This is a genomic window from Massilia phyllostachyos (genome assembly GCF_021044825.1).
In the GTDB taxonomy this organism is placed as follows: domain Bacteria; phylum Pseudomonadota; class Gammaproteobacteria; order Burkholderiales; family Burkholderiaceae_D; genus Telluria; species Telluria phyllostachyos.
In genome coordinates, this window is sequence record NZ_JAJNOC010000005.1 from 109,363 (window position 1) to 134,076 (window position 24,714).

24 protein-coding genes are annotated in these 24,714 nt (G+C 68.1%); 17 read left to right on the top strand and 7 right to left on the bottom strand.

Going from position 1 to position 24,714, the window contains the following annotated elements; genetic code table 11:
• Positions 1-139 precede the first annotated feature (139 nt).
• On the top strand, positions 140-1,231 hold the full coding sequence (locus LQ564_RS15985; protein WP_231059105.1) for an NAD/NADP octopine/nopaline dehydrogenase family protein: 1,092 nt from the start codon (positions 140-142) through the stop codon (positions 1,229-1,231).
• Between the two features lie 4 nt (positions 1,232-1,235).
• The gene (locus tag LQ564_RS15990; protein ID WP_231059106.1) at positions 1,236-2,543 is read left to right on the top strand and encodes a phenylacetate--CoA ligase family protein; all 1,308 of its coding nucleotides are present in this window, start codon (positions 1,236-1,238) and stop codon (positions 2,541-2,543) included.
• Here the strand turns inward: LQ564_RS15990 and LQ564_RS15995 are convergent.
• Both LQ564_RS15995 and tssK read right to left on the bottom strand, forming a co-directional pair.
• Complete coding sequence (locus LQ564_RS15995) at positions 2,540-3,955, bottom strand: hypothetical protein (RefSeq protein ID WP_231059107.1); 1,416 nt, start codon at positions 3,953-3,955, stop codon at positions 2,540-2,542. The genes LQ564_RS15990 and LQ564_RS15995 overlap by 4 nt on opposite strands.
• A 130-nt stretch (positions 3,956-4,085) precedes the next feature.
• Positions 4,086-5,432: a type VI secretion system baseplate subunit TssK gene (tssK, locus tag LQ564_RS16000; RefSeq protein WP_231059340.1), complete on the bottom strand. Its 1,347-nt coding sequence runs from the start codon at positions 5,430-5,432 to the stop codon at positions 4,086-4,088.
• A gap of 143 nt (positions 5,433-5,575) precedes the next feature.
• Here tssK and tssE point away from each other — a divergent pair, with 143 nt between their 5' ends.
• The 3 genes from tssE to tssG are packed head-to-tail and all read left to right on the top strand — an operon-like array spanning position 5,576 to position 8,981.
• A complete protein-coding gene (tssE, locus tag LQ564_RS16005) occupies positions 5,576-6,076 on the top strand; it encodes a type VI secretion system baseplate subunit TssE (protein WP_231059108.1) in 501 nt (166 codons plus the stop codon).
• The gene (gene tssF, locus LQ564_RS16010) at positions 6,073-7,920 is read left to right on the top strand and encodes a type VI secretion system baseplate subunit TssF (RefSeq protein ID WP_231059109.1); all 1,848 of its coding nucleotides are present in this window, start codon (positions 6,073-6,075) and stop codon (positions 7,918-7,920) included. Before tssE ends, tssF begins: the two co-directional genes overlap by 4 nt.
• Positions 7,884-8,981 (top strand): type VI secretion system baseplate subunit TssG, encoded by a 1,098-nt coding sequence (tssG, locus tag LQ564_RS16015; RefSeq protein WP_231059110.1) that lies wholly within the window; start codon positions 7,884-7,886, stop codon positions 8,979-8,981. Before tssF ends, tssG begins: the two co-directional genes overlap by 37 nt.
• Positions 8,982-8,985: 4 nt before the next feature.
• Here the strand turns inward: tssG and LQ564_RS16020 are convergent, their stop codons facing one another.
• On the bottom strand, positions 8,986-9,390 hold the full coding sequence (locus tag LQ564_RS16020) for a DUF2750 domain-containing protein (protein WP_231059111.1): 405 nt from the start codon (positions 9,388-9,390) through the stop codon (positions 8,986-8,988).
• A 107-nt stretch (positions 9,391-9,497) separates the two neighbouring features.
• On the opposite strand from LQ564_RS16020, the gene LQ564_RS16025 reads away from it, so the two are divergent.
• Complete coding sequence (locus LQ564_RS16025; protein ID WP_231059112.1) at positions 9,498-10,322, top strand: helix-turn-helix domain-containing protein; 825 nt, start codon at positions 9,498-9,500, stop codon at positions 10,320-10,322.
• Positions 10,323-10,360: 38 nt separating this feature from the next.
• Entirely contained in the window at positions 10,361-10,708 is a 348-nt protein-coding gene (locus tag LQ564_RS16030) for a YnfA family protein (RefSeq protein ID WP_231059113.1), read from the top strand.
• A 4-nt stretch (positions 10,709-10,712) separates the two neighbouring features.
• On the opposite strand, the gene LQ564_RS16035 is transcribed toward LQ564_RS16030, so the two are convergent.
• Positions 10,713-13,409 (bottom strand): PAS domain-containing protein, encoded by a 2,697-nt coding sequence (locus LQ564_RS16035; RefSeq protein WP_231059114.1) that lies wholly within the window; start codon positions 13,407-13,409, stop codon positions 10,713-10,715.
• A gap of 160 nt (positions 13,410-13,569) precedes the next feature.
• On the opposite strand from LQ564_RS16035, the gene LQ564_RS16040 reads away from it, so the two are divergent.
• Together LQ564_RS16040 and LQ564_RS16045 are read left to right on the top strand one after the other, a co-directional pair.
• Positions 13,570-15,831, top strand: coding sequence for a PhoX family protein (locus tag LQ564_RS16040; protein ID WP_231059115.1), 2,262 nt, complete (start codon positions 13,570-13,572; stop codon positions 15,829-15,831).
• Between the two features lie 135 nt (positions 15,832-15,966).
• Positions 15,967-16,425 carry a hypothetical protein gene (locus LQ564_RS16045; RefSeq protein ID WP_231059116.1) on the top strand — a complete coding sequence of 153 codons (459 nt, stop codon included), beginning with the start codon at positions 15,967-15,969 and terminating at the stop codon, positions 16,423-16,425.
• Here LQ564_RS16045 and LQ564_RS16050 read toward each other — a convergent pair.
• Positions 16,411-17,304, bottom strand: a complete 894-nt coding sequence (locus LQ564_RS16050; RefSeq protein ID WP_231059117.1) for a LysR family transcriptional regulator ArgP — start codon at positions 17,302-17,304, stop codon at positions 16,411-16,413. The two genes, LQ564_RS16045 and LQ564_RS16050, sit on opposite strands and share 15 nt — an antisense overlap.
• A gap of 93 nt (positions 17,305-17,397) precedes the next feature.
• Here LQ564_RS16050 and LQ564_RS16055 point away from each other — a divergent pair, with 93 nt between their 5' ends.
• Complete coding sequence (locus LQ564_RS16055; RefSeq protein ID WP_231059118.1) at positions 17,398-18,015, top strand: LysE/ArgO family amino acid transporter; 618 nt, start codon at positions 17,398-17,400, stop codon at positions 18,013-18,015.
• 44 nt (positions 18,016-18,059) lie between these two features.
• Positions 18,060-19,121, top strand: coding sequence for an NAD(P)H-dependent flavin oxidoreductase (locus LQ564_RS16060; RefSeq protein ID WP_231059119.1), 1,062 nt, complete (start codon positions 18,060-18,062; stop codon positions 19,119-19,121).
• On the opposite strand, the gene LQ564_RS16065 is transcribed toward LQ564_RS16060, so the two are convergent.
• On the bottom strand, positions 19,118-20,026 hold the full coding sequence (locus tag LQ564_RS16065; RefSeq protein WP_231059120.1) for a LysR family transcriptional regulator: 909 nt from the start codon (positions 20,024-20,026) through the stop codon (positions 19,118-19,120). The two genes, LQ564_RS16060 and LQ564_RS16065, sit on opposite strands and share 4 nt — an antisense overlap.
• 102 nt (positions 20,027-20,128) lie before the next feature.
• Here LQ564_RS16065 and LQ564_RS16070 point away from each other — a divergent pair, with 102 nt between their 5' ends.
• Positions 20,129-21,136 carry a zinc-binding alcohol dehydrogenase family protein gene (locus LQ564_RS16070; protein ID WP_231059121.1) on the top strand — a complete coding sequence of 336 codons (1,008 nt, stop codon included), beginning with the start codon at positions 20,129-20,131 and terminating at the stop codon, positions 21,134-21,136.
• A gap of 21 nt (positions 21,137-21,157) precedes the next feature.
• On the top strand, positions 21,158-21,811 hold the full coding sequence (nfsB, locus tag LQ564_RS16075; RefSeq protein WP_231059122.1) for an oxygen-insensitive NAD(P)H nitroreductase: 654 nt from the start codon (positions 21,158-21,160) through the stop codon (positions 21,809-21,811).
• A gap of 1 nt (position 21,812) precedes the next feature.
• Here nfsB and LQ564_RS16080 read toward each other — a convergent pair whose 3' ends face one another.
• Positions 21,813-22,457 (bottom strand): DUF6624 domain-containing protein, encoded by a 645-nt coding sequence (locus LQ564_RS16080; RefSeq protein ID WP_231059123.1) that lies wholly within the window; start codon positions 22,455-22,457, stop codon positions 21,813-21,815.
• Between the two features lie 115 nt (positions 22,458-22,572).
• On the opposite strand from LQ564_RS16080, the gene LQ564_RS16085 reads away from it, so the two are divergent.
• The 4 genes from LQ564_RS16085 to LQ564_RS16100 are packed head-to-tail and all read left to right on the top strand — an operon-like array spanning position 22,573 to position 24,709.
• Positions 22,573-23,163 (top strand): histidine phosphatase family protein, encoded by a 591-nt coding sequence (locus LQ564_RS16085; RefSeq protein ID WP_231059124.1) that lies wholly within the window; start codon positions 22,573-22,575, stop codon positions 23,161-23,163.
• Positions 23,160-23,498 (top strand): DUF6152 family protein, encoded by a 339-nt coding sequence (locus LQ564_RS16090; protein ID WP_231059125.1) that lies wholly within the window; start codon positions 23,160-23,162, stop codon positions 23,496-23,498. The genes LQ564_RS16085 and LQ564_RS16090 overlap by 4 nt, the downstream gene beginning before the upstream one ends.
• Entirely contained in the window at positions 23,498-23,977 is a 480-nt protein-coding gene (locus LQ564_RS16095) for a hypothetical protein (RefSeq protein ID WP_231059126.1), read from the top strand. Before LQ564_RS16090 ends, LQ564_RS16095 begins: the two co-directional genes overlap by 1 nt.
• A 45-nt stretch (positions 23,978-24,022) precedes the next feature.
• Positions 24,023-24,709: an SOS response-associated peptidase gene (locus LQ564_RS16100; RefSeq protein ID WP_231059127.1), complete on the top strand. Its 687-nt coding sequence runs from the start codon at positions 24,023-24,025 to the stop codon at positions 24,707-24,709.
• Positions 24,710-24,714 lie beyond the last annotated feature (5 nt).

The window sequence follows — 24,714 nt, forward strand, 5'->3', positions numbered from 1 at the left end:
GGCACCTGCCTGGCATGACGCTCTGTACGTCTTGCCCGTCTTCCCATGCAGACTAACCAACGCGCCACCGCTCTTTCAGGAGCGGAAGCGGCCGCTGACGCCTGCCGCGTCGTGCCCGGGGCTGTCTATTGGAGGACGCATGAATGTGTTAATGGTTGGCGCAGGCAATGCCGGATGTGCGCTCGGCGCGATCCTGGCCCAGGACGGGCACCGGGTCGTGCTGTTCAAGACTTCCCGTTCGCTGCACGACGAGAATTTCGACCACGTCCGCGAAACGCGCACCATCAGGATCGTCAGCAACCCCAAGGGCGGCGAAACCAGCACCGCCACGCTGGCGCTGGCCACCCGCGACGTCGAGGAAGCCTTCGCCGTCACGCCCGATGCGATCTTCATCACCACCCAGACCCAGTGCCATGCCGAGATCGCGGCCCTGATCGGTCCTTACCTGAAGGCGCACCAGCTGGTGCTGATGGCGCCCGGCTACATGGGCTCCTGCTATTTCCTGCCCTACCAGGAAAAGGAGGCCTTCCTGCTGGCCGAAGGCGAAAGCCTGCCCTACGACGCGCGCATCACCGAGCCCGGCGTCGTCAACGTCCTGTTCAAGAATACCCGCAACGCCCTGGCCTTCCTGCCGCGCGAGCGCGCCGTCGAGGGGCTGGAGCGCGCCGCACGCCTGTTCCCGACCTATGTTGCGATCCGCAGCAACGTGCTCGAGTCGGCGATGCACAATCCGAACCTGATCGTGCACACGGTCGGCTCGCTTCTGTCGGCCAGCCGTATCGAGTATGCGCAGGGCGAATTCTGGATGTACCGTGAAGCATTCACGCCTTGCGTGCTGAACCTGTTGCACAAGCTCGATGCGGAAAAGAACGCCGTCATCGCGGCCACCGGCGGCAAGCCTTCGCCCTATTTTGACGAGTGCAAGTTCCGCAACGAAGAAGACCTGTCGCAGGAATCGATCTCCGTGTTCCGCCGCTATGCCCAGGAAGGCGGGCCCAAGGGTCCGGCGACCTTGCAGACCCGTTTCATCACCGAAGACGTGCCGATGGGCCTGGCGTTATTGTCCTCGGTCGGCCGCCTGATGTCGGTGCCGACGCCGACGGCGGACGCCCTGATCTGCATCGCCAGCGCCTTGCTGGACCGCGATTTTGCCAAGGAAGCCCGTACGCTGGATGCGCTGGGACTGGGAGGCGTGGGTCCGGATGAATTCAAACGCATTCTGAACGGGTGACGATGTGAGCCTGCACGATCTCCTCGCCAAACCCTATTACACCTGGCGCCGCTACCTTCCGAGCCGGGTGCTGTACCACCCCGATTTCTTCCGCGTCTGCGAGCTGCTGAAGCAGGACAAGGCCGCCATCGCCGCACATGCGAACGAACGCCTGCGCCACATTCTCGTGCATGCGCTCGAGCACGTGCCCTTCTACCAGCGCAGCGTCAAGCTCAGCATGGCCGAGGCTGCGAACGAGCCCCTGCACGAGGTCCTCGCCGCCTTCCCCTATCTGTCCAAGGAAGAAGTCATGTCGCAGCAGCGCGACTTCCTCGATCGCCGCCTCGACCCCGATAAATTGATGTACGCGACCAGCGGCGGCTCTTCCGGCCAGGGCATCGGCCTGTGGCGCACCAAGCGCCTGGCCGATATCGAAAAAGCCTTTTTTACCCACGAATGGGGCAAGCTCGGCTTTTCGTTCGATAAATCGCGCATCCTGCGCATCGGCGCCGACGCACGCCGCCTGGCGCACGAGGAACCGGCGCGCGAGGTCGGCAACCGCTTGATGCTGTCTCCGTATCACGTGCACGAGCAGCACAAGGCCGCCATCGTCGAAGCGATCAACCGCTTCCGTCCCGACTACGTGCACGCCTACCCGAGTTCCGCGACGGCGCTGTCCGAGCTCCTGCAGGCTGGCGAGCTCGACGTGCAGGTGAAGGCGGTGCTGCTGGCCTCCGAGCCGGCGACACCCGGCCAGCTGGCCGCGATCCGCCGCCTGTTCCGTGCGCCGGTGTCGCTGAACTATGGGCTGTCGGAACGCACGAACCTGGCTTTCCTGAAGGTCGACGACTCAGGCACCTCGGATTACCAGTTCGATACCCTGTACGGCTGGAACGAAAACCGCATGGATGGCGACCGTCCGGAAATCGTCGGCACCTCGCTGTGGAACGACGTGATGCCCTTGATCCGCTACCGGACCAACGATTACGGCCTGATCGACGTGGATGGCCGCTGCGCCGGCATCGACGGCCGCGGCCACGAATACCTGGTCGACCGCAGCGGCAAGCGCATTCCGGGCCTGTCGATCGTCATCGATGAGGTGACCTGGGATTTCGTTCGCCTGTACCAGGTGCGCCAGAGCAAGGCTGGCGCGATCACCCTGGCCGTGGTGCCCCGTCACGGCAGCCTGAACGACGAACAGAAAGCCTTCGTGCTCGACGCCCAGCTGCGCCGCTGGGGTGGATTCTTCGATATCTCCCTGCAGGAAGAACACGACATTCCGCTGGCGCCGAACGGCAAGCGCAAGCTCGTCGTTAGCGCGCTCGACGCTTAAGCGTCCCGCTTCATCGGGCGGACCAGGGCGACGGCCCGCAGATGCGGATCCTCGTTGCTGACGCACAGGATCGGCGCACGGCGTTCGCGCGCATGGTGCTGCGCCAGCGCCAGCACCGTCATGAAGGGCACGGCGCTGCAGCTGCCGCTGCCCAGCCCGACGCGGACCACATCGTCGGCCGCATCGACCTGGGGTATGGCCGGCGCCGCCAGCCCCATCAGCTCGAGGACGCGGTTCGAGCGGTGCGCGGTGTCCGCCAGGATCATCTCGATCTGCGACAACGCGACGCCGCCAGCTGTTGCAATTTGTTCCGTCAGTTCCAGCAGCACAGTGGCGTCATTGCGGCGGGTCTCGTCAGCGGAGCTGGCGCGGCGTTTTTCGCTGAACGGACCGAGCAGGGCAATATTGCTGAAGCCAACTTGCTCTGCCTGTACGAGATCCGTCAACAGCAGGCCGGCCGCGCCCTCGCCCGGGATCTGTCCGCGTGCCTGGGATGAGGAGGTGAACAGCGAATCGTTCGCTGCCATGCGGTCTACGCTTTCCTGGCCGATCAGCGAAGCGCAGGCGATGACGATGGCCATGAAGAGCACGGGTTGTGCCGGCACGGGAATGAGTTGCGCGAGGATCGCCGTCGGCGTCAGCGCGCCATCGGGAACTTCCGGCACTGCGATCCTGTCCACAGGCCAGCCGTACTGGCTGACGGCATGCTTGAGCCACATGGTCGCCGCGTGCCGCACATCGTCCTGCCAATCGTGCGGCAGAAGCAGGCGCAGCTGAAGCATGGGTGGCGTCCCTTTTTCAGGCATCAATTCACCAGCGCGGCAACCCAGTTCGCCGGCAACGCCGGTCGCCAGGATGAGGGCGCGCCATTGTTCCTCGCTGAGGTGCAGGTGTGCGATACCCTGGCCAGAGAGCCATTCCGCGATTTCCTCCTGCAAGGCTTCATCGAGCGCATCGTCGCTGCGCGCGGTCATGACCGGGAAACCATTGTCGTCGACCAGTTCCCGGTCCAGGTCCGCACGCGCCTCGTTGTCCGCGATGGCGCCGGCAAGTTCCTCGGCAGAGTTTCCATGCGGCGAGCGCATGGACGCAGCGACGACGGCCAGCACCGGTGCGCGATTTTCGACCGCAGCCTTCACGATCGGCGGTGTCGCTGCCCGCTTGGCGCCGGCGGCGATGGTCGCCGCATCACTGGCGGCGATCATCTTGCTCGTCTTCCAGATGCCGAGCAGCAGAACCAGCGGCAAGACCAGGAGCGAGAGCACCAGCTCGCCCGTTCCGGGTTCTTCGTGGGACTTGTGCCAGAACCACAGGACGATCGTCCAGCAGACCAGGAAGACCGCCAGGGTTACTGCGCCATACTTGAGCCATTCGGCTGCCTGGCGCATCGGTGTTGTCGAAGCAGTTGTCATGATGGGCACGCAAAGATTGTCGATGCTTGCTTGTTGACCTGCGATGAGGGTGGCGCAGCGCGTCGCTGGCTCAGTCCCGTGCCGAACAGGCCGAGGGCGTCGCCCAGGGCCGCGACATCCGGCGCCGCCTTCATGCGGCGACGGCCAGCAGTTCGAGCCGCAGTTCCTTCATGCCGGCCGGGACATAGATCGAGATCGATTGCGCCTTGAGCATGCGCTCATACATCGGCCCCTTCGCTTCCATCACGAAGTAGCAGGTTTCGGGCCGCACCGGCACCGCGGCCGGCAGTTGCGGCGCGTACTGCAGGCGCACGCCCGGCAGGGCCGAGAGCACGAACTTCTCGACATCGTCCGGCGCGCCGACCTTGAAGCGCAGCGGCACCACGTCGACCAGTTCCACCGCCGGAATCGCAGCCGATACCGCGATGTAGAAGGTGGTCTTCTCGTCGATCTTGCCCGAATCGAGCGCCCCGATGTGGTAGGACGGCCGCACTTCCGACAGCGCGATCGCGAAGTACTTCGAGGAGATCACCGTGTCGAGCAGTTCGCGAATGATGGCGTGCAGCTTGGCGAAGCAGGGGCCGGGGTCGCCGTGCTGGTAGGCCGGCAGGTCGCTCAATTGCCAGCTCTTGGAAAAGGTCATCAGGCCGCCGGCGACGTCGAGCAGTTCCTGGAACAATCGCTCCGGATGCAGGGCCGGATGCTGGAAGTTGTGGGTGAGTGTCGCGCAGGCGGAACTGGCCGTGTGCAGCAGCCAGAACGAGGCCATGTCGCCGGAGCGGAACTCGACCACGTTGCGGCTCGGCTCGCGCTGGTGGCCGTACAGGGCCGCGACCTTGGCCTGCAGCGCGTCGAGCAGGCGGCGCAGCCCCTGGAACAGCGCCGGCGCGGCGCCCACCGACAGGGTCGGCGGCACGAAGGCGTCGTCCAGCTCGAAGCCGCCGGTGGACACGCGGCGCAGGCGCAGCAGCGGGAAGTGGATATAGGAATCGCGCGGCTCGGCCTCCGACACCAGCCGCAGCGACTTCTTGAGGTAGGCCAGCTGCACCGACGCGGCCTGGGTGTAGAGGTCGGGCGTGTCCTGGTTGGCCTGCACGAAGCGGGCCGTGTTCGAGGCCTGGCCGGGCGGCGTGAAATTGCCGCTGAAGGGCTTCAGGCCGGGCAGGGCGATGTAATAGATGATCGTCTGCTGGGTCGGCGGCAGCAGGCTCAGGTCGATCGAATCGGGCAGGGCGTCGACCTCGGGCGCCTCGACCAGCTCGCCGTCCTGGAAGCGCGCCGACAGTCCCAGCAGGCGCAGCATGCCGCTGCCCAACGCCTCCTTGTCCACCTGCAGGTTCTCGACACCCCAGGCATAGGGATGGACCGCCTTGATGCTTCGATACAGGGCCTGTTCGTGGTAGTGGTCTTGCCGCTGAAAGTGCTGCGGCCGCAACAACAGGCCTTCGCCCCAAAGAACCTTGCTGGTCATGCGCACCTCCCTCATGTTTGATCAAACGCCTCGAAGAAACATAACAACGAGCAAGGGTTTCCCATGTGAACTTGATCAAACGTTGGCAGGAGTTGGCGTGGCAACATCGCGTTTCGTGTTCACGAATGCGACAGTGCGAGGGGAGCGGGATGAAGGGATATACGCCGGGCTTGTTCGACCGCCTGCTGGGGCTGCCGAACCGCGGGTCCGCCAGGCACGACGCGCAGCGTCTGACGGCGGAGGAACTGAAGGACACGGTCGCGCGCGACCTCGAGGCGCTGCTCAACACGCGCTCGAGCATTTCGGAAGGGGCGCTGGAGGCCTATCCCGAATGCAGCCGTTCGATGGTCACCTATGGCCTGAACGACTTCGCCGACCGCTGCCTGTCGAGTCCCACCGACCGCGCCGACATCTGCGCCAGCATCGAGAACACCATCAGCCGCCACGAACCGCGCCTGCGCAATGTGCGCGCCAGCCTCGACCTGCAGGGCGACTCCGTGAACCGCCTGAATTTCTCGATCACCGCGGTGCTGGTGGCCAGCACCGCGCAGGAGCCGGTGAACTTCGACGCGGTGCTCACGCCCTCGACCCTGCAGTACAGCATCAGCAAGGCCGGCAAACCGGCGCGCGCGGGCGGAGGCGGGGCATGAGCGTCGACCAGCTGCTGCCCTATTACGAAAGCGAACTGGCCTACCTGCGGCGCGACCTGCGCGAATTCGCCGGACGCTATCCGCGCATCGCCGGCCGCCTCCTGATCAGCGGCGAAGTGTGCGAAGACCCGCACACCGAGCGCATGATCGAGTCCTTCGCCCTGCTCAATGCGCGCATCGCGCGCCGGCTGGACGACGACTATCCCGAGTTCACCGAAGCCCTGTTCGAGGCGCTGTATCCGCATTACCTGCGGCCCTTCCCCTCGTGTTCGATCGCGCGCATGGACCTGGGCGGCGCGGCCGCGCAGTCCGGCCCCGGCACAGTCGCGCGCGGCACCCAGCTGAGCACGCGCGCGGTGCGCGGCGCCACCTGCACCTTCCGCACCGTGTATCCGGTCAGCGTGGCGCCGCTGGCCCTGAGCGCCGCGCGCTTCGCCGCCATCATCGAGGCGCCCGACGCCGCCCGCCTGCCGGGCAATGCCTCGTCCAGCATCAGCCTGGAGATTGCGCTCACGTCCGAGCAGGGTTCGCTCGAGCGCTGCGGCGTGCGGACCTTGCGCGTCTTCCTCGACGGCGAGCCGTCCTTTTGCGCGGCCCTGCGCGACGCGCTGTTCATGCGCAGCGTCGGCGCCTGGGTCGAGGCGGGCAGCAGCGGCGTCTGGCGCGCGCTGCCGGCGATGCCGGTGCGTCCGGCCGGTTTCGAGGATGGCGAATCGCTGATCGATTTTCCGGCGCGCTCGCACGCGGCGTATCGCCTGCTGACCGAGTACTTCTGCTTTCCCGAGAAATTCAACTTCGTCGACATCGACCTGGCCGCACTGGCAAGCACGGTCCCGCCGGGCACGCGTTCCCTCACCCTGCACCTGGCCTTGTCCGGCATCCGCTCGGACTCGAACCTGGCGCGCATGCTCGGCACCCTGTCGCCGAACAACGTGCTGCTGGGCTGCACGCCGGTGATCAACCTGTTCCGCCAGCGCGGGGAGCCGATCCGCGTCACGCATACCAGCGCCAGCTATCCGGTGCTGGGCGACGCGCGCCGCGCCTATGCCTTCGAGGTCTATGCCATCGAGGCGCTGAACCTGGTGCGCCAGACGCCGCAGGGCGAATCGATCGTCGCCTTCCGCCCCTTCTATGCGCTGCACCACGCGCAGACGCCGGACGACGCCGGCCACTACTACTGCGTGCGGCGCGACGAAGCGCTGGCGGAGCTGAGCCCCGGTTTCGAGACCCAGGTGTCGATCGTCGACATCGACTTCGACCCGGCCGAGATCGAGACCGACACCCTGAACGTCGAGCTGACCTGCACCAACCGCGACCTGCCGTCGCAACTGAGCTATGGCCAGCCGGGCGGCGACCTGTTCCTGGAAGGCGGCTCCAGCGTGCGCGCGATTTCCTTCCTGCGCAAACCGTCGAGCGCGCACCGCTTCGCACGCGGCCGCGGCGCCCACTGGCGCCTGGTCTCGCACCTGGCGCTGAACCACCTGTCCCTGATCGAGGGCGGCGTCGAAGCCTTCCGCGAGATGCTGGCCCTGTACGACCTGCCGCGCTCACCGTCCTCGCAGCGCCAGATCGGCGGCATCAAGAGCATCGCCCAGCAAGCCACCACCGCCTGGCTGGACGGGAACCCCTTCACCTGCCTGGTGCGCGGGGTCGAGGTACGGCTCGGCATCGACGAGGAAGCCTTCGTGGGCAGCGGCATCCATGCCTTCGCCGACGTGATCGCGCGCTTCCTGGCTCTCTACGTGCATGCGAACAGCTTCACCCAGCTGGTGATCGTGTCCCACAAAACCGGAGAAGCGCTATTGACATGCGAGCCCCGCAGCGGCGATTTGCGCCTGCTGTAATCGAGCGCCTGTTCCGCGAGCCCTACCGCTTCGAGTACTTCCAGGCGGTGCGCATGCTGGAGCTGTGGCTGCGCCGCCGCGGCCTGCGCGGCAAGGGCCTGGTGGCGGACCACCTGCGCTTCCAGAATTCGCTTTCGCTCGGTTTCCCGCCCAGCCAGGTCGAGGCCATCGTGGCCGAGCCGCGCGCGCTGGACGCCCCTGTCGGCGCGACCGCGCCGGCGCTCGCCGAGGCGCTGCGCGAGGGCGGCCTGAAGTACCTGCGCATCACGCCGGCCTTCATGGGCCTGCTGGGTTCCCAGGGCGTGCTGCCGCTGCACTACACCGAGCGCATCGCCGAGCACCAGGCCCAGGCCCGGGGCGAGCCGGAAGCCGACGGCGCGCGCGCCTTTCTCGACGCCTTCTCGAACCGCTCGCTGGCCCTGTTCTACGAAGCCTGGCGCAAGTACCGGCTGGCGCTGCAGTACCGGCAGGGCAGCGAGGACGGCTTCCTCACGATCCTGCTCAGCCTCGCCGGCCTGGGCGACAAGGCGCTGCGCCGGCGCCTGGACGGCAGCGCGCAGGGCGCGGTGCTGGATGAGTCGCTGGCCTACTTCGCGGCCTCGTTGCGGCAGCGTCCGAGTTCGAGCGTGCAGCTGGCGCGGGTGCTGTCCGACTATTTCGGCGCGCAGGTCGTGGCCGAACAGTTCGTCGGCCGCTGGTACGAGGTGCCGCTGGCGCAGCAGACCCTGCTCGGCAGCGAGCGCGCCGTGCTCGGGGTCGGGACCATCGCCGGCGCGCGCGTCTGGCAGCGCGACCTGCGCCTGCGCCTGGTGGTCGGGCCGCTCGACCGCGCCGCCTTCAACGGCTTCCTGCCCGGCGGCCAGGCGGCGCGCGCGCTGCGCAGCATGCTGTCGATGTTCACCGGGGTGACGCTCGAATACGAGGTCGAGCTGGTGCTGCTGGCGGCGGACGTGCACAACCTGCGGCTGGACGGCGTGGACGGGCGGCTGGGGTGGGATGCCTACCTGGTCGAAGGCCTGCAAACGGAGGACCGGCGCGACGTGCGCTACGAATTGTTATAACGGTTTACGCCTTGAGCGCGCGCTCAAGGTCCACGCGCAGCATGTAGGCCGTCGGCGTCAAGCCCTTGTCGCCCGGCGTGTAGAAGACCCCCGGCAGCACGCCATCCTCTTCCAGCTGCGGCAGCAGGTCGTTCAGCAGGTCGTCCAGCCCAAACGCCTGCGGCTCGTAGCCGTCCCACTCGAACTCGGCGCACAGGTCGGCGAATTCGCTGGCCGGCCACATGGCGAACACCAGCGTGCCGTCGTCGGTCTTGGCCAGCGCCCAGCCGTCGCGGTACAGGCCCCAGACCTCGCCGCTCGCGGCCACGCCGGCCACGAAGCGCTGGTAGCGCTGGGTGGCCGGCAAGGTGACGACGTCGGCCAGCTGCTGGGCGCCCTGCTTGATTGCTGAAAGTGTCTGCTCGCTCAAGATGGTTTCCTTTGTCCGTGCCAGGGCAGGATACGCCACATCGCGATCCGGTGGCGCAGGCGCGATCAAGGCGACGTACAATCGGCGGCACACTCGAGGAGGCAGGCATGGACACGGTAGCGCACGGATACTTCAGCGATTTCGGCGCCGCCCTGCGCTACTGGCGCGGCAAGCGCGGCGTCAGCCAGCTGCGCCTGGCGCTGGACGCCGGCATCTCGCAGCGCCACCTGAGCTTCCTGGAGACCGGCAGGGCCCAGCCCGGGCGCGAGCTGATCCTCAAGCTCGGCCCCGTGCTCGACATCCCGCTGCGCCAGCGCAACGCCATGCTGCTGGCGGCCGGCTTCGCCCCGGCCTACCGCGAGCGCAGCCTGTCGGACCCGGAGCTCGGCGCGGTGATGCAGGCGCTCGACTTCATGCTGGCGCAGCAGGCGCCGTATCCGGCCCTGGTGGTCGACCGCCTGTGGAACCTGGTGATGGCGAACGACCCGGCGGCCCACATGATGCGCCTGTTCCTCGGCCTGCCGCTGCACGCGCCGATCCCGCGCGACGGCTCGGTCAACGTCCTGAAACTGATCCTGGATCCGGACGGCCTGCGCCGCTGCCTGGTGAACTGGGAAGAGGTCTGCACCGACCTGCTGCAGTGGGTGCAGCGCGAGGCGATGGGCGATGGCCCCGGCAGCGAGGCGAGCGTCCTGCTGGACGAATTGATGGCGCTGCCCGGCATCGCGGGAGCCGCCAGCCAGCCGAACCTGGAGCGGCGCGCCCTGCCCTTCCTGCCGCTCAGGCTCAGGAAGGACGACGTCGAACTGAACCTGTTCACCACCATCACCACGCTCGGCACGCCGCACGACGTCACGGTGCACGAGCTGCGCCTCGAATCCTTCTTCCCGGCGGACGAAGCGAGCCGGTGCTGGTTCCAGTCCCAGGCATGAGGATAAGATGGCGGTTTTCCCCACCCCGCCACCCACGCATGCCTGTCGACCTGATCCCCTTTGGCCGCACCGCCGGCCTCTACTTCCTCACCGCGATCGCCGAACTGCTCGGCTGCTACCTTCCGCTGCTGTGGCTGACCGGGAAGGGATCGATCTGGCTGCTGTTGCCGGCCGCCCTCAGCCTGACGGTCTTCGTGTGGCTGCTCACCCTGCATCCGGCCGCCAGCGGGCGCGTGTACGCTGCCTATGGCGCGGTCTACATCGCCACCGCGATCGGCTGGCTGGCCGTGGTGGACGGCGTCGAGCCGGTGTGGAGCGACTACCTCGGCGTGGCGCTGGCGCTGGCCGGCGCCGCCGTCATCGCGCACGGCCACCGCCCGGCCTGAGGATTCAGGCGGTGACGCGGGCCAGCAGGTCCTGCACCACGTCCAGCTGCACCGGCTTGGTGAGATGGTGGTCGAAGCCGGCCTCGCCCGACTTCTGGCGGTCGCTGTCGGCGCCCCAGCCGGTCAGCGCCACCAGGATCACGTGTTCCAGGCCCGCCACCCGGCGCATCGCGCGCGCGGTCTGGTAGCCGTCCATGCCGGGCATGCCGATGTCGAGGAAGGCGACTTGCGGGCGGAAGCTGGCCGCCAGTTCGACGGCGTGCGCGCCGTCGTGCGCCACCCGGGTGGTGTAGCCGCAGGCGTCCAGGATCATCGACAGGGTCACGGCGGCGTCGACGTTGTCGTCCACCACCAGCACGTGCGTGCCCTTGCCGACGCCATCGTCCAGGCTTGGCTCCGCCGGGCCGCTGGCCCCCTGCATGCCGCCCGCCAGCGGCAGGCGCACCGTGAACACGCTGCCCGCGTTCGGCCCCGCGCTCGATGCGCCGACTTCGCCGCCGTGCATGTTCACCAGGCGCCGCACCAGCGACAGACCGATCCCGAGCCCGCCCTGCGAGCGCTCGGTATGCTGGCCGACCTGGCTGAACATCTCGAACACCGAGGCCAGCTGGTCCTGCGGAATGCCGATGCCGTTGTCGCTCACCGTGATCACGGCCTGTTCTGCTTCTACCCGCAGCGCCAGGCCGATGCGCCCGCCGGCCGGCGTGTACTTGGCGGCGTTGTTGAGCAGGTTCGACACCACCTGGGCGATGCGGGTCACGTCCGCCTCCACCGGAACCGGCGTCTCCGGCAAGTCCACCGTCAGTTCGTGGCGCCCGCTCTCGACCAGCGGCAGGCTGGTCTCGACCGCGCTCGAGAGCACGGTGCGCAGGTCGGCGCCTTCCTTTTTCAATTCCAGCTTGCCGCCGCTGATGCGGGCGATGTCGAGCAGGTCGTCGATCAGGTGCACCATATTGCCGACCTGGCGCTCCATCATCTCGCGCACCCGCGCCACCGAGGCCGGGCTGTCGCCCTTCATGCGCATCACGCCCAGGCCGCTGCGGATCGGCGCCAGCGGATTGCGCAGCTCGTGCGCCAGCGTGGCAAGGAATTCGGTCTTGCGGCGGTCGGCTTCGGCCAGGTCGCTGGCGAGCTTGCGCAGGGTCGCCTCGGACTCCTTGCGGCTGGTGATGTCGCTGAACAGCAGGGCCACGCGCCGGCTGCCGGGGCCGCCGATGCGGGTGGCGTAGACGTCGAACCAGCGCGCCATGGCCGGCGCCTCGCTCTCGAAGCGCACCGGTTCGCCGGTGAGGGCGACGCGGCCGTAGGTGTCGAACCAGAAGCTGTCCAGGGTCGGCACCATCTCGCGCGCGGTCTTTCCGGCGCCGCCCACCAGGCCGGTGTGCGCCTCGAACATGCGGTTCATCTCGAGGAACAGGTAGTCGACCGGGCGGTTCGCCTCGTCGAAGATCATCTCGAGGATGCAGAAGCCCTGGTCGACCGATTCGAACAGGGTGCGGTAGCGTTCCTCGCCGGCGCGCAGCTTCTCCTCGGCGCGGCGCTTCTCGGTGGTGTCGACCACGATCGCGACCAGGCCCTGGAATTCGCCGCCGGGCCCGCGCAGGGCATTGACGCTGCTGGTGGCCGCCATCAGGGTGCCGTCGCGGCGCAGGTATTCCTTGTCGATCACCACACCCTGCTCGCCGCCGGCCAGGCGCTGTACGGCGTCCATCGTGCGCGCCACGGAGTCCGGCGCCGTCACGTCCAGCACGCTGGCGCCCAGCAGCTCGGCCTCGCTGCGGCCGACCATCTCACAGTACTTCTGGTTGGCGAGGGTGATGCGGCCCTCAGGATCCATCTGCACCACGCCGGTGGTGGCCTGGCTGACGATCTTCTGGAAGCGCTCGCGGCTCTCGTACAACGCGATTTCATTGAGCTTGCGGTCGGTGACGTCGATGCCGTGCACCAGGATGCCGCTGACGGCGCCGTCGGGGTCGCGCAGCGGCATGTAGACCTGGTCGACGAAGCGCCGCTCCAGTGGGCCGTCGGCGCGGCGCTGCAGCAGCACCGGGACGTCGCTGCCGAACACCGGCTCGCCGCTGCGGTAGACGCCTTCCAGCAGCTCGACGAAACCCTGGCCGTCCAGTTCCGGCAGCGCTTCGCGCAGGGTCAGCCCGACCGGGTCGCGTCCGCCCACCAGCTGCAGGTAGCGGTCGTTGACCAGTTCGAAGACCAGGTCCGGGCCATTTAATACGCACATGAAGGCGGGCGCCTGGCGGAACACGTCTTCCATGCGTTCGTTGGCGCTGCGGAGCTGGGCCAGCAGGCGTTCGCGCTCGAGTTCCGCCAGCACCTGTTCGGTGACGTTGCGCGAGGTCGCCAGCAGGCCGCCGTCGATCGGGCTGACGGTCACTTCCCACCAGCCGCTGGCGCCGCGCGGATCCGGCATGCAACCCTTGAAGCGGCCGACGCCGCCGGCGCGCGCCGTCGCCATCGCCGCATCGAGATCGGCATGGACCGCGGCAGGGAGGAGTGAACGCCACGCGCGGCCGTGCAGCGCTTCCGGGCTGTCGGCGCCGAGGGCGATCGTGCCGCAGCGGTTGATCGCGATGATGCGGCCTTCGCCGTCGAGCAGTTTGACGCAGTCGGGACTGGCTTCAAAGAGTTGGCGGCCGAGGGCGGCCGGGTCGAGCGCCGGGGCGGCGCTGCTGCTGTCCTGCATGTGCATGTCCTTGTTGGGGTCCGGAAAGTATAGCTGCTAGGGCGGCAAATTCATCGAATTTCTCACCGTCTGTCACGCATTTGTTACCTGATTGTCACAAGGTCGTCATTTTCCCTTCTTACCATGCTCGGACATTTCCTAACAACCAACAGGATCATCCGTGAACAAGCCGACCGACCTCGCACGCATCGACCACCATGACATCGATACGAACGTTTCGTCGAACGAACAATTCAGCACCGTCCTCGAAGCCCGCCTGAGCCGCCGCAGCCTGCTGCGCGGCGGCGCCGCCACCGCGGCCACCGCGTTGCTGGGCGCCATCGGCCTGAGCGGATGCGGCGGCTCCGACCACGACGACCCGGTCACCGCGCCTACGCCGGGCGGCAACACCACGCCGCCGGCGCCGGCCGAGAAGCTGCTCGGCTTCACCGCCGTCTCCAAGAGCCTGGCCGATACGGTCGTCGTCCCGGCCGGCTACACCGCCAGCGTGATCTACGCCCTGGGCGACCCGCTGACCGCGAACACGCCGGCGTTCAAGAACGACGGCACCGACACCGACTTCGAGAACCGCGCCGGCGACCACCACGACGGCATGGAATTCTTCGCCCTGTCCGCCACCAACGGCCCGTCGACCACCGTCAACGACCGCGGCGTGCTGGTGATGAACCACGAAGCCACCACCGACGAGAAGTTCGCCTCCTTCTTCGTGCACGCCACCGGCGGCACCATGAGCCTGCCGCGCCCGGCCGCGGAAGTGGATAAGGAGATGGCGCTGCACGGCCTGTCCGCGGTCGAAGTGCGCGCAGCCGCCGGCAAGTGGAGCTATGTGAAGGACTCAAGCCTGAACCGCCGCGTGCACCAGCAGACCGACGTCGAGCTCTCGGGCCCGGTGCGCGGCAATGCGCTGGTGGTCACCAAGTACTCGCCGAACGGCAGCAAGATCCGCGGCACCCTGAACAACTGTGGCACCGGCAGGACCCCGTGGAACACCTATCTGTCGGGCGAAGAAAACTGGTCGGGTTACTTCACCCGCGCCAGCACGGACGATACCGCGCGCGGCAACGACAAGAGCGTCACTTCGCTCAAGCGCTACGGCCGCGATGCCGGCGCGGCTTCGCGCCACGGCTGGGAAACCGGCGGCACGGACGACAAGTACCAGCGGTGGGACATTAGCAAGAAGGGCGCTTCGACCACCGGTACCGACGACTACCGCAACGAAATGAACGGCATGGGCTACATCGTCGAGATGGACGCTTTCGACAAGACCAAGGCCATCAAGAAGCGCACCGCGCTGGGCCGCTTCGCCCACGAGAGCGCCGTCTTCGGCAAACCGGTGGTCGGCCAGCCGCTGGCGGTCTACATGGGCGACGACTCGCGCAACGAATACATCTACAAATTCGTCTCGACCGCGGTGTGGGCGGCCGCCGACGCGACCCCGACCGACCGCGTCGCCACCGGCGACAAATACCTCGACAGCGGCAAGCTGTACGTCGCCAAGTTCAACGCCGACGGCAGCGGCAGCTGGATCGAGCTGTCGATCAGCAATCCGCTGATCGCGGCCTACGCCGGCTACAAGTTCGCCGACCAGGCCGACGTGCTGGTCAACGCACGCCTGGCGGGCGACGCCGTCGGCGCGACCAAGATGGACCGCCCGGAATGGTGCTCGGTGCACCCGGCCACTGGCGAGATCTACTTCACGCTGACCAACAACAGCAACCGCCGCGTCGAGCCGAGCGGCGCGAGCCAGGCCGCGCCGGACGGTCCGAACCCGCGCGTCTACACCGACATGAAGGGCACCACCGCGCAGGCGGGCAACCCGAACGGCCACGTCATCCGCGTCAAGGAAGGCAGCGCGGGGTCGACCGCTTCCAGCTTCACTTGGGACGTCTACCTGTTCGGCGCCGAATCGGGCGCGGACGCCGCGAAGGTCAACCTGTCGGGCCTCACCGCCGACCAGGACTTCTCGAGCCCGGACGGCCTGGCCTTCACCGCCTCCACCGGCCTGTGCTGGATCCAGACCGACGACAGCGCCTACACCGACGTCACCAACTGCATGATGCTGGCCGGGATCCCGGGCCAGGTCGGCGACGGCAAGAAGGTCACCCTGAGCCACGCGCGCGCCAACGGCACCAGCCTGAACGTGGACACCTACGTCGGCAAGGCCGCCACCGCCGACACGCTCAAGCGCTTCCTGGTGGGCCCGGCGGGCTGCGAGATCACCGGCATCGCCGAGACCCCGGACGGCAAGGCGCTGTTCATCAACATCCAGCACCCGGGCGAAGGCACCGCGGCCGCCAACGTGGGCGATCCGACCAAGTACGTCAGCCAGTGGCCGGCGAACGCGGGCTACGGCGCCGGCAAGCGTCCGCGCTCGGCGACCATCGTCATCACCAAGAACGACGGGGGCCGTATCGGCACCTGATGGCAGCACCCTTTCCGTGATGTGATTCCCTTGGGGCTGGACGCGCAAGCGTCCGGCCCGTTTTTTCGTCCAGCGCAAGAAGCATCGCGCGCAGGCATGCCAGCATGGTCGGTAGAGCGATTCACGGAGCCCGCCATGCCGCCGCTTTCTCCCCTTGCCTATTTTCGTGTCACGCGCGCCAGCGCGCTGTACGACATCGTCATCGTCACGCCCTTCGCCACGCCCTGGACCTTCGCCCTGCTGTATCCGCAGCTCTCCGGCCTGAATGTGAGCCTGGGCGGCATGCCGCTGCCGGAATCGACGCCGGTGCTGGTGCTGTTCGCCTGCCTGCTGGGCAGCCTGGTGCTGCTGTGGTCGAGCCTGCGCCTGGTGCGCACCAGCCTGGTGCTAGGCCGCTTCGATGCGACCGGCCGCGCGGTGTTCGCCGTGTGGATGGCGTGGACGCTGGCGCAGGGCGGCTTGCCGCTGCTGTGGTTCTACCTCGTGCCCGAAGTGCTGTGGGCGCTGGCGCAGGCCTGGCCGGTGGCGCCCGGCCGAGCGCTGCACCCTGGCCGGCGCACGCCGCACCTGACCCTGGTCTCAGGGCAGCGCTAGCAGGACGCCGCGTGCGGCCTTGAGCAGCGCGGCGCCCATGCGTTCCAGGCGCGGCGGCTGGATGCGCCAGGCATGCCAGTACAGCGGCACGTCCACGTAGAGATCGGGCGCCAGGTCGACCATGGTCCCGTCTTCCAGATAGCAGCTGCACTGCTCCTGCGGCAGCAGGCCGTAGCCCATGCCGTGCCGGACCGCGCCCACGAATGGATCGCTGGCGGGCACATAGTGGAAGGGGTAGGCGCCTTCCGGCAGGCCGAAGTGGCGCAACAGGAAGGCCGACTGCAGCGAGTCCTTGCGGTCGAAGACGATCACCGGCGCGCGCTGCGCGCTCTCGCGGTTGAAGCCGCCGGCGAACCAGTGGGCGGCGAAGGCTTTGGAGGCCACCATCCGGTAGCGCATCAGGCCCAGCGGACTGACGGTGCAGCCGCGCATCGGCGTCGGTTCGCCCGCGACGCAGGCCACCACGCGGCCCTGCTCGAGCAGCGCGAAGGTGTGGCCCTGGTTGTCGAGCACGAACTCCACCAGCAGTTCTTCGCTTGCGAGGATCGGCGCCAGCACCGGCAGCAGCCAGGTGGCGACGGTGTCGTTGTTGACCGCCAGGCTGACCCGCGCCGGACCGGCATCCATCCCCATCTCGGCCAGGAACTCCGATTCCAGCAGGGTCGAGCGGCGCAGGTACTGCAGCAGGCGGGTGCCGGGCGCGGTCGGGCGGCAGGGACGGCTGCGCACCAGCAGCGGCGTGCCGAAGTCCTGTTCCAGCGCCGAGATGCGCTGCGAGACGGCGGACGGGGTCAGGGACAGCTGGGCGGCGGCCAGCTCCAGGCTGCCGGTATCGACGGCGGCGACGAAGGCGGCGCTGCGGCGGGGATCGATCTGCATATTAAATTTTTCTTACCCGGCTTTAAATATCATGAATATATTTGAATTTAGCCTCGTTGGACGCGACCATGTACGCTTCAAAGCGAGGTTTTTATGTTTTCTCAACAGGTATTCCTGCAAGGCCTGGGTCTGGGCGCCAGCCTGATCATGGCCATCGGCGCCCAGAACGCCCACGTGATCCGCACCGGCGTGCGCGGCCAGCACATGGCGGCGACGGTCGCCACTTGCATCGTGGTCGACGTGGTCCTGATCGCGCTCGGCATCTCGGGCCTGGGCGCGCTGGTCGAAGCCTCGCCCACGGTGATGGCGGTGGCGCGCTATGGCGGCGCCGCTTTTCTCGTCTGGTATGGCTGGCGCTGCTGGAAGAGCAGCCTGCGCGGCGGCGCGTCGCTGGAACTCTCGCTCGATGCGACGTCGCAGACGCTGGGCCGCGCGCTGGCCACGGTGCTGGCGCTGTCGTTGCTGAACCCGCACGTCTACCTCGACACCGTGGTGCTGCTCGGCGCGGTCGGCAGCAGCCTGGCCGGCGAGGCGCGCACCTCGTTCGCCGCGGGCGCGATGACGGCTTCGGTGCTGTGGTTCACGGCCCTCGGCCTGAGCGCGCAGCGTTTCGCACGCGTGCTGGGCCGCCCGGCGGTATGGCGCGTGATTGAGGGGATGACCGGGACCCTGATGCTGGTGCTGGCGGTCCTGCTGGTACGCGGAGCATGAGCCGGCGGTATACTCGGGGCCAGACCCCGAACCGGAGCCGCATCATGCCTACCTCGCTGCCGTCGAAGCTGGACATCCGCCATCCCATCATCCAGGCCCCGATGGCCGGCATCTCGCCCCCGGCGCTCGCCGCCGCGGTGTCGGGAGCGGGAGGGCTGGGCTCGATCGCCGTCGGCACCAGCACGCCGCAGCAAGCGCGCGCCGCGATCGCCGCCGTGCGCGAAAAAACCGACCGGCCCTTCAACGTCAACGTGTTCACCCACGCGCCGGCCAAGGCGGATCCGGCGCGCGAGGCCGCTTGGCTGGAGTGGCTGCGTCCGCACTTCGCCCACTTCGGGGCGGAACCGCCGGCGCAGCTCACCGAGATCTACCGCAGCTTCCTGGCCGACGAGCCGATGCTCGAACTGTTGCTGGAGACGCGCCCCGCCGTGGTCAGCTTCCACTTCGGCCTGCCGCCGCAGGCATGGATCGACGCGCTCAAGGGAGCCGGCATCGTGCTGTTCGCCACCGCCACCTCCTTATCGGAAGCGATGCGGATCGAAGCGGCCGGCATCGACGTGATCGTCGCCCAGGGCATCGAAGCAGGCGGCCACCGCGGCATCTTCGACCCGGGCGCGCCCGATCCGGCCCTGCCGACCTTCGAGCTGCTCGAGCAACTGCGCGACAAGGTGGCGCTGCCGCTGGTCGCGGCCGGCGGCATCATGCACGGGCAGCACATCCGCACCGCCTTCTACCACGGCGCCAGCGCGGTCCAGATGGGCAGCGCCTTCATCGCCTGCCCGGAATCCTCGGCGCCGCCGCATCACCGCGCGCTGATCGCCAACGGTGCGAACCTGCAGACCGAACTCTCGGCCGTCATCTCGGGCCGGCCGGCGCGCGGCATCGTCAACAAGCTGTTCACCGACGTGGGCGCCGCCGGCCATCCGCCGCTGCCGGATTACCCGGTCACCTACGACGCCGCCAAGGCCCTGCATGCGGCAGCCTCGAAGGCGGGCAGCCAGGACTACTCGGTCAACTGGGGCGGCGTCAACTTCGCCCAGGCGCGCGCCATGCCGGCGGCCGAGCTGGTGGCGCTGCTGGCCGACGAAATGAAGCAAACGGTTTAGTTGGATTCGCGCGCCAAGGGTTCGCAGCGCGCCTTGACCAGCGCATGCAGCAGCTTCACCGCCGGCGAGAACTGGCGGCGGTGCGGGCACACCAGGCTCAGTGGCGTGGGCTCGCCCGGGAGCTCGGGCAGCAGCACTTCCAGGCGCGCCTGCGCCACGTCCGCGCTGACGTCGAGCCAGGATTTGTAGGCGATGCCCTCGCCCGCCACCGCCCAGCGCCGTACCACTTCCGCATCGTCGCTCACCAGGCAGCCCGTCACCTGCACGATGCGCGCGCCATCTTCGAAGGGGAAGGACCAGCGGTCGTAGGCGCGGCCGCGCAGCCGGTACTGCAGGCAGTTGTGGTCGGCCAGCGCGTCGAGAGACGCCGGCCGGCCGTGGCGCGCGATGTAGTCCGGCGACGCCACCAGCACGCGCCGGTTGTCCGGCGCCACCGGCAGCGCGACGTAGCTGGCGTCGTCGATCTGGCCGTAGCGCAGCGCGATGTCGACCGGGTCGCGGAACACGTCCGCCACCTGGTCCGACACCAGCAGCTGGATGTCGAGGCCCGGATGGTCGCGCCGGAATTCCGAGATCCAGGGCAGCAGCAGGTTGCGTCCGAAGTCGGAAGGAGCTGCGATCTGCAAGGTGCCGCTCAATGCGCCGGCGTCGCCGCGGATGCCGTCGACGCCGTCGCGCAGCGCCTGCAGCGCATCCTGGGCGAAGGGCAGGTAGCGCTTGCCCTCCTCGGTCAGGCGCAGGCTGCGGGTGGAGCGCGCGAACAGGCGGATATCGAGCTCGCGCTCGAGGCGCCCGATGGCGGCGCTGGCCTGGCCCGGCAGCAGGTTGACCTCGCGCGCGGCCCGCGAAAAGCTGCCCAGGGCGGCGGTGCGGACGAACAGGGCCAGGTCGTCTAACCTGATCATTTTCTCTCCAGCTGTGAAAGTGAAATCGCTCCAGCCGGCTGTTTCACTGCCGCGCTGCTTCCTACAATCGCCGGCAAGTCCAACATTGACCGGAGATTCAACATGAAAGCAATAGTGTATACCCAGCATGGCCTGCCCATCAGCGACCCCGCTTCGCTGCAGGAGCTTGAGCTGCCGATGCCGCTGGCCGGCCCGCACGACCTGCTGGTCGAAGTGCGCGCCGTCTCGGTGAACCCGGTCGACACCAAGATCCGCCAGGGCGCAGCAGTCACCGAGCCGCGCGTGCTGGGATGGGATGCGAGCGGCATCGTGCGTGCGGTCGGTAGCAGCGTCACCCTGTTCAAGGAAGGCGACGAAGTGTTCTACGCCGGCTCGCTCGTGCGCCCCGGTTCGAATAGCCAGTACCAAGCGGTGGACGAGCGCATCGTCGGCCGCAAGCCGGCCTCGCTCGACTTCGCGCAGGCCGCCGCCCTGCCCCTGACCTCGATCACGGCCTGGGAGCTGCTGTTCGACCGCCTCAAGGTGATCGAGGGGGGCGGCGCCGGCAAGTCGCTCCTGATCATCGGCGCCGCCGGCGGAGTCGGCTCGATCCTGATACAGTTGGCGCGCAAGCTGACCGCATTGACCGTGATCGGCACCGCTTCGCGCGAGGAGAGCCGCAACTGGGTGCGCGAGCTCGGCGCCCAGCACGTGGTGGACCACACCCAGCCCCTGCGCCCGCAGCTGGAAAGCCTCGGCTTCGAGAACGTCGACACCGTCATCAGCCTGACCCACACCGACAGGCATTACGCGGCAATCGTCGACGTGCTGGCGCCGCAGGGACAGTTCGCGCTGATCGACGACCCGGCCACGCTGGACGCGGTGCCGCTCAAGCGCAAGTCGATCTCGCTGCACTGGGAGCTGATGTTCACGCGCTCGATGTTCGGTACGTCCGACATGGTCAAGCAGCACGAGCTGCTCAACCGCGTGTCGAACATGGTCGATGGCGGCGAGCTGCGCACGACCCTGGGCGAGCACTACGGCCGCATCACGGCGGACAACCTGCGCCGCGCGCATGCGCTGATCGAAAGCGGCCGTGCGGTCGGCAAGATCGTGCTCGAAGATTTTTGAATCAACAAAGGATGACACAAGATGGATATTCTCTCGGCGGCCCGCAAGCGCCATACCGCCAAGGCCTACGACAAGGAACGCCAGGTCTCCGAAGAGCTGATGCAGCAGGTCTACGCGCTGCTGCGCAACAGCCCCTCGTCGGTGAATTCGCAGCCCTGGCACTTCATCGTCGCCAACACCCCGGAAGGCAAGGCGCGCGTGGCCAAGGCGGCGCAGGGCGGCTACGGCTACAACGCAGCCAAGATCCTCGACGCCTCGCATGTGATCGTGTTCTGCTCGCGCATCGACATGGATGACGCCCACCTGGAGCGCCTGTTGGCGCAGGAAGCGCAGGACGGCCGTTTCCGCGACGACGCTGCGCGCGCCGGCCAGGACGCGGGCCGCCGCGGCTACGTGCGCACCCACCGCTACACCACGCGCGACCTGCCGCAGTGGCTCGAGAAGCAGGTCTACCTGGCGCTCGGCACCGCGCTGCTGGGCGCGGCCACGCTGGGCATCGACGCCACGCCGATGGAAGGCTTCGACCAGAAGATCCTGGACGAGGAATTCGGCCTGCACGCGCAAGGCCTGGCGAGCGTGGTGCTGGCCAGCTTCGGCTACTCCTCGGAAGCCGACTTCAACGCCGGCCTGCCGAAGTCGCGCCTGCCGCAAGAGCTGACCTTCACCTTCGTCTGATTCAACCCTGCGGGTAGTGCGAATCCGCGCTGCCCGCTGCAGGGCAGTGATACATCTCCAGCACCAGGCGCCGGTACGCGTCGAGCGGCGGCAGGTTCAGCTCCGCGCGGCGCGCCTCGACCTGCTCGCGCGCTTCCATCGGCTTGAACTCGAGGGCGCAGGATTCGCCGGATGGCGAGTGGAGCTGGGTGCCGTAGCGCTGCAGACGTTTCTCGGCCGTTGCGACGCGGTCGTACAGGTAGGCGAAGTTGCGGTCGACGCGCTCGCCGCGCGCCTTCGCCGCCGCTTCGATCAGCACGAGCGCCTGCTTCTGGAAAGGCACGTCCTGGTCCGCATGCTGGGCCAGCAGCCAGGCGTCGCCCGCCGCCTTCTCCCCGAACTTCTCCTTGACCGGCCAGCCGCAGCGCGCCACGATCGCTTTCAGGCGTTCGGTGTTGGTGCGGTCGACCAGCGCCATGTGGCCGAACAGCTTTTGCTGCGCGGGGCTCTGCTGGTCGAGGAAGTCGATCCGCTTGCGGATCGCCTGGTCGGCGCTGACCATGGTGGCCAGGCTCGCGGCAACGTCATCGCAGGAATCCGCAGCGAAGGCGGAGGCAGGCAGCGCCAGGCAGGTGGCCAGCAGAACAGGCAGGGTGTGACGGATCATGAGCCTCTTTCAAGCGAGATGGACGACGGCCCAGTGTAGCGCGCTGGCGTGCGCCCATCCACCGGCAGCCGCCGGATAATGCACAGCGAATAATCCGCCGATCGGGGGGTGCGCCATGCTTCGACGATGCTTCCTGGCCTTCCTGGCCCTGCTTGCCGCCCCGCTCGCGCTGGCGGACGACGCCCTGTGGCAGCGTTTGCAATCCGGCGGCTACGTTCTGCTGATCCGCCACGCCGCCACGATTCCCGGCATCGGCGACCCGCCGGGTTTCAAGCTCGCCGCCTGCGCCACCCAGCGCAACCTGTCCGAACAGGGCAAGCGCGACGCCGCCGCCATCGGCGCCGCTTTCCGCGAGCGCGGCATCCCGCTCGGCGCCGTGCTGTCGAGCCGCTGGTGCCGCTGCCTCGACACCGCCCGCCTCGCCTTCGGCCGGGTCGAGGAGGCGCCGATGCTCGATTCCATGTTCCAGGACAGCGAAGCGGCCGGGCGCGCCAAGGTCCGCGAGGTGCTGGCGCGCACCAGCGCCTGGCGCCAGGCCGGGAGCAAGGACAACCTGGTGCTGGTGACGCACGACGTGAACATCCGCGCCCTGGTCAGCGAGTTCGTGGCCCAGGGCGAGATCGTGGTGGCGCAGCCGGTCGACGGCCGGCTGCAGGTGGTCGGCCGCCTGCCCCTGTCAACCGTCGTCCAAAGGAGAGTCCCATGAAACGCTGGTTTTTGCTGGCCGCGCTGGTGGCCACCTCCGCTTCCGCCCATCACGGCTGGAGCGAATACAACGCCGACAAGCCGCTCACCCTGAGCGGCACGATCGAGGAGTCCGGCTACATGCAGCCGCACGGCTTCGTGCGCCTGAAGACGGCCGACAAGACCTGGATGGTGGTGCTGGCGCCGCCCGGCCGCATGGAAAACCGCGGCCTGCCCAAGGAAAACCTGGCGGTGGGCACCCAGGCCTCGGTTTACGGTTATCCGCACCGCAGTAATCCCACCGAGCTGCGCGCCGAACGCATCACGGTCAAGGACAAGACCACGGAGCTGCGCTGATGCCGCTGCAGGACGCGGCGGCCTTCGCCGCGTCGCTGCCGCTGGCGCGGGCCATGCGCGAGCACGCCTGGCTGTATCCGGCGGTCGAGACCATGCACATCGTCGGCTTCGCGGTGCTGGTGGGCGCGGTCGCGATGTTCGACCTGCGCGTGCTCGGCTTCGGCCGCCAGTTGCCGGTGTGCGCGCTGGCGCGCCACCTGCTGCCCTGGTCGGCCGGCAGCATGCTGCTGGTGCTGCCCACCGGCCTGCTGCTGTTCTTGGCCGACCCGGCGGCGCTGCTGGCGAACCGGGTCTTCCTGCTCAAGCTGGCGCTGATCGCCCTCGCCGGCATGAATGCGCTCGCCTTCCACACGGGACCATACCGCGGCGTCCACGCCTGGTCCGCGCGTGCGCCCGGCCGGGCGGTCCTGCACGCCCTGCTGTCGCTGGGCCTGTGGCTCGCGGTGCTCGCCAGCGGACGCCTGATCGCCTATTTCTGAACGCCTGTTGCCAAGGCCGGGAGAGCGCACTATGCTGGGCGCATCATGTGCGTCAACTACCACTCCCCCACCCGCGAACAGTTCGGCACCCTCGGCGCCTTCAGCGAGCTGCCGGCCGACTGGCGCTGGCCCGAGGAAGTCTGGAAGGACTACACGGCCCCCATCGTGCGCCGCGGCCAGGACGGCAGCCCCATGGCCTGCCTGGCCAGCTACGGCATGGTCCCGCGCCGCCACATCCCGCCCGGCGTGAAGCCCTTCGACACCATGAACGCGCGCGCCGAATCGCTGGGCGAGCGCCGTTCCTTCGCCCCCGCCTGGCGCCGCCTGCAGCTGTGCGCGGTGCCGATGTCCTGGTTCTACGAGCCCTGCTACGAAAGCGGCCGCGCGGTGCGCCACGCGATCGGCATGCTTGATGACAGCCTGTTCTACGTCGCCGGCCTGTGGCGCGAATGGAGCGAAAGCGATGGCTCCCTGGCGTCCTCGTTCACCCAGATCACGATCAACGCCGACGACCATCCGCTGATGTCGCGCATGCACAAGCCGGACGACGAGAAGCGTTCGCTGGTCGTGGTCCGGCCCGAGGAGCTGGACGACTGGCTGGCCTGCCGCGACGTCGAGACCGCGCGCAGCTTCCTGCGCCACTACCCGGCGGCGCGCATGAAGGACTGGGCGGCGCCGCAGACGGTGGTCAAGAAGGCGCCCGCACCGTCGCCGAACCTCTCGCTGTTCTGAACCGT

Coding starts and splice junctions, on each gene's coding strand:
- LQ564_RS16060 (WP_231059119.1), top strand. CDS start 18,060: ATGCCTACCTCGCTGCCGTCGAAGCTGGACATCCGCCATCCCATCATC.
- LQ564_RS16100 (WP_231059127.1), top strand. CDS start 24,023: ATGTGCGTCAACTACCACTCCCCCACCCGCGAACAGTTCGGCACCCTC.
- LQ564_RS16050 (WP_231059117.1), bottom strand. CDS start 17,304: ATGCAGATCGATCCCCGCCGCAGCGCCGCCTTCGTCGCCGCCGTCGAT.
- LQ564_RS16095 (WP_231059126.1), top strand. CDS start 23,498: ATGCCGCTGCAGGACGCGGCGGCCTTCGCCGCGTCGCTGCCGCTGGCG.
- LQ564_RS16045 (WP_231059116.1), top strand. CDS start 15,967: ATGCCGCCGCTTTCTCCCCTTGCCTATTTTCGTGTCACGCGCGCCAGC.
- LQ564_RS15995 (WP_231059107.1), bottom strand. CDS start 3,955: ATGACAACTGCTTCGACAACACCGATGCGCCAGGCAGCCGAATGGCTC.
- tssF (WP_231059109.1), top strand. CDS start 6,073: ATGAGCGTCGACCAGCTGCTGCCCTATTACGAAAGCGAACTGGCCTAC.
- LQ564_RS16030 (WP_231059113.1), top strand. CDS start 10,361: ATGCCTGTCGACCTGATCCCCTTTGGCCGCACCGCCGGCCTCTACTTC.
- LQ564_RS15985 (WP_231059105.1), top strand. CDS start 140: ATGAATGTGTTAATGGTTGGCGCAGGCAATGCCGGATGTGCGCTCGGC.
- LQ564_RS16085 (WP_231059124.1), top strand. CDS start 22,573: ATGCTTCGACGATGCTTCCTGGCCTTCCTGGCCCTGCTTGCCGCCCCG.
- nfsB (WP_231059122.1), top strand. CDS start 21,158: ATGGATATTCTCTCGGCGGCCCGCAAGCGCCATACCGCCAAGGCCTAC.
- LQ564_RS16070 (WP_231059121.1), top strand. CDS start 20,129: ATGAAAGCAATAGTGTATACCCAGCATGGCCTGCCCATCAGCGACCCC.
- tssG (WP_231059110.1), top strand. CDS start 7,884: ATGCGAGCCCCGCAGCGGCGATTTGCGCCTGCTGTAATCGAGCGCCTG.
- LQ564_RS16090 (WP_231059125.1), top strand. CDS start 23,160: ATGAAACGCTGGTTTTTGCTGGCCGCGCTGGTGGCCACCTCCGCTTCC.
- LQ564_RS16035 (WP_231059114.1), bottom strand. CDS start 13,409: ATGCAGGACAGCAGCAGCGCCGCCCCGGCGCTCGACCCGGCCGCCCTC.
- tssE (WP_231059108.1), top strand. CDS start 5,576: ATGAAGGGATATACGCCGGGCTTGTTCGACCGCCTGCTGGGGCTGCCG.
- LQ564_RS16025 (WP_231059112.1), top strand. CDS start 9,498: ATGGACACGGTAGCGCACGGATACTTCAGCGATTTCGGCGCCGCCCTG.
- LQ564_RS16065 (WP_231059120.1), bottom strand. CDS start 20,026: ATGATCAGGTTAGACGACCTGGCCCTGTTCGTCCGCACCGCCGCCCTG.
- LQ564_RS16080 (WP_231059123.1), bottom strand. CDS start 22,457: ATGATCCGTCACACCCTGCCTGTTCTGCTGGCCACCTGCCTGGCGCTG.
- LQ564_RS16055 (WP_231059118.1), top strand. CDS start 17,398: ATGTTTTCTCAACAGGTATTCCTGCAAGGCCTGGGTCTGGGCGCCAGC.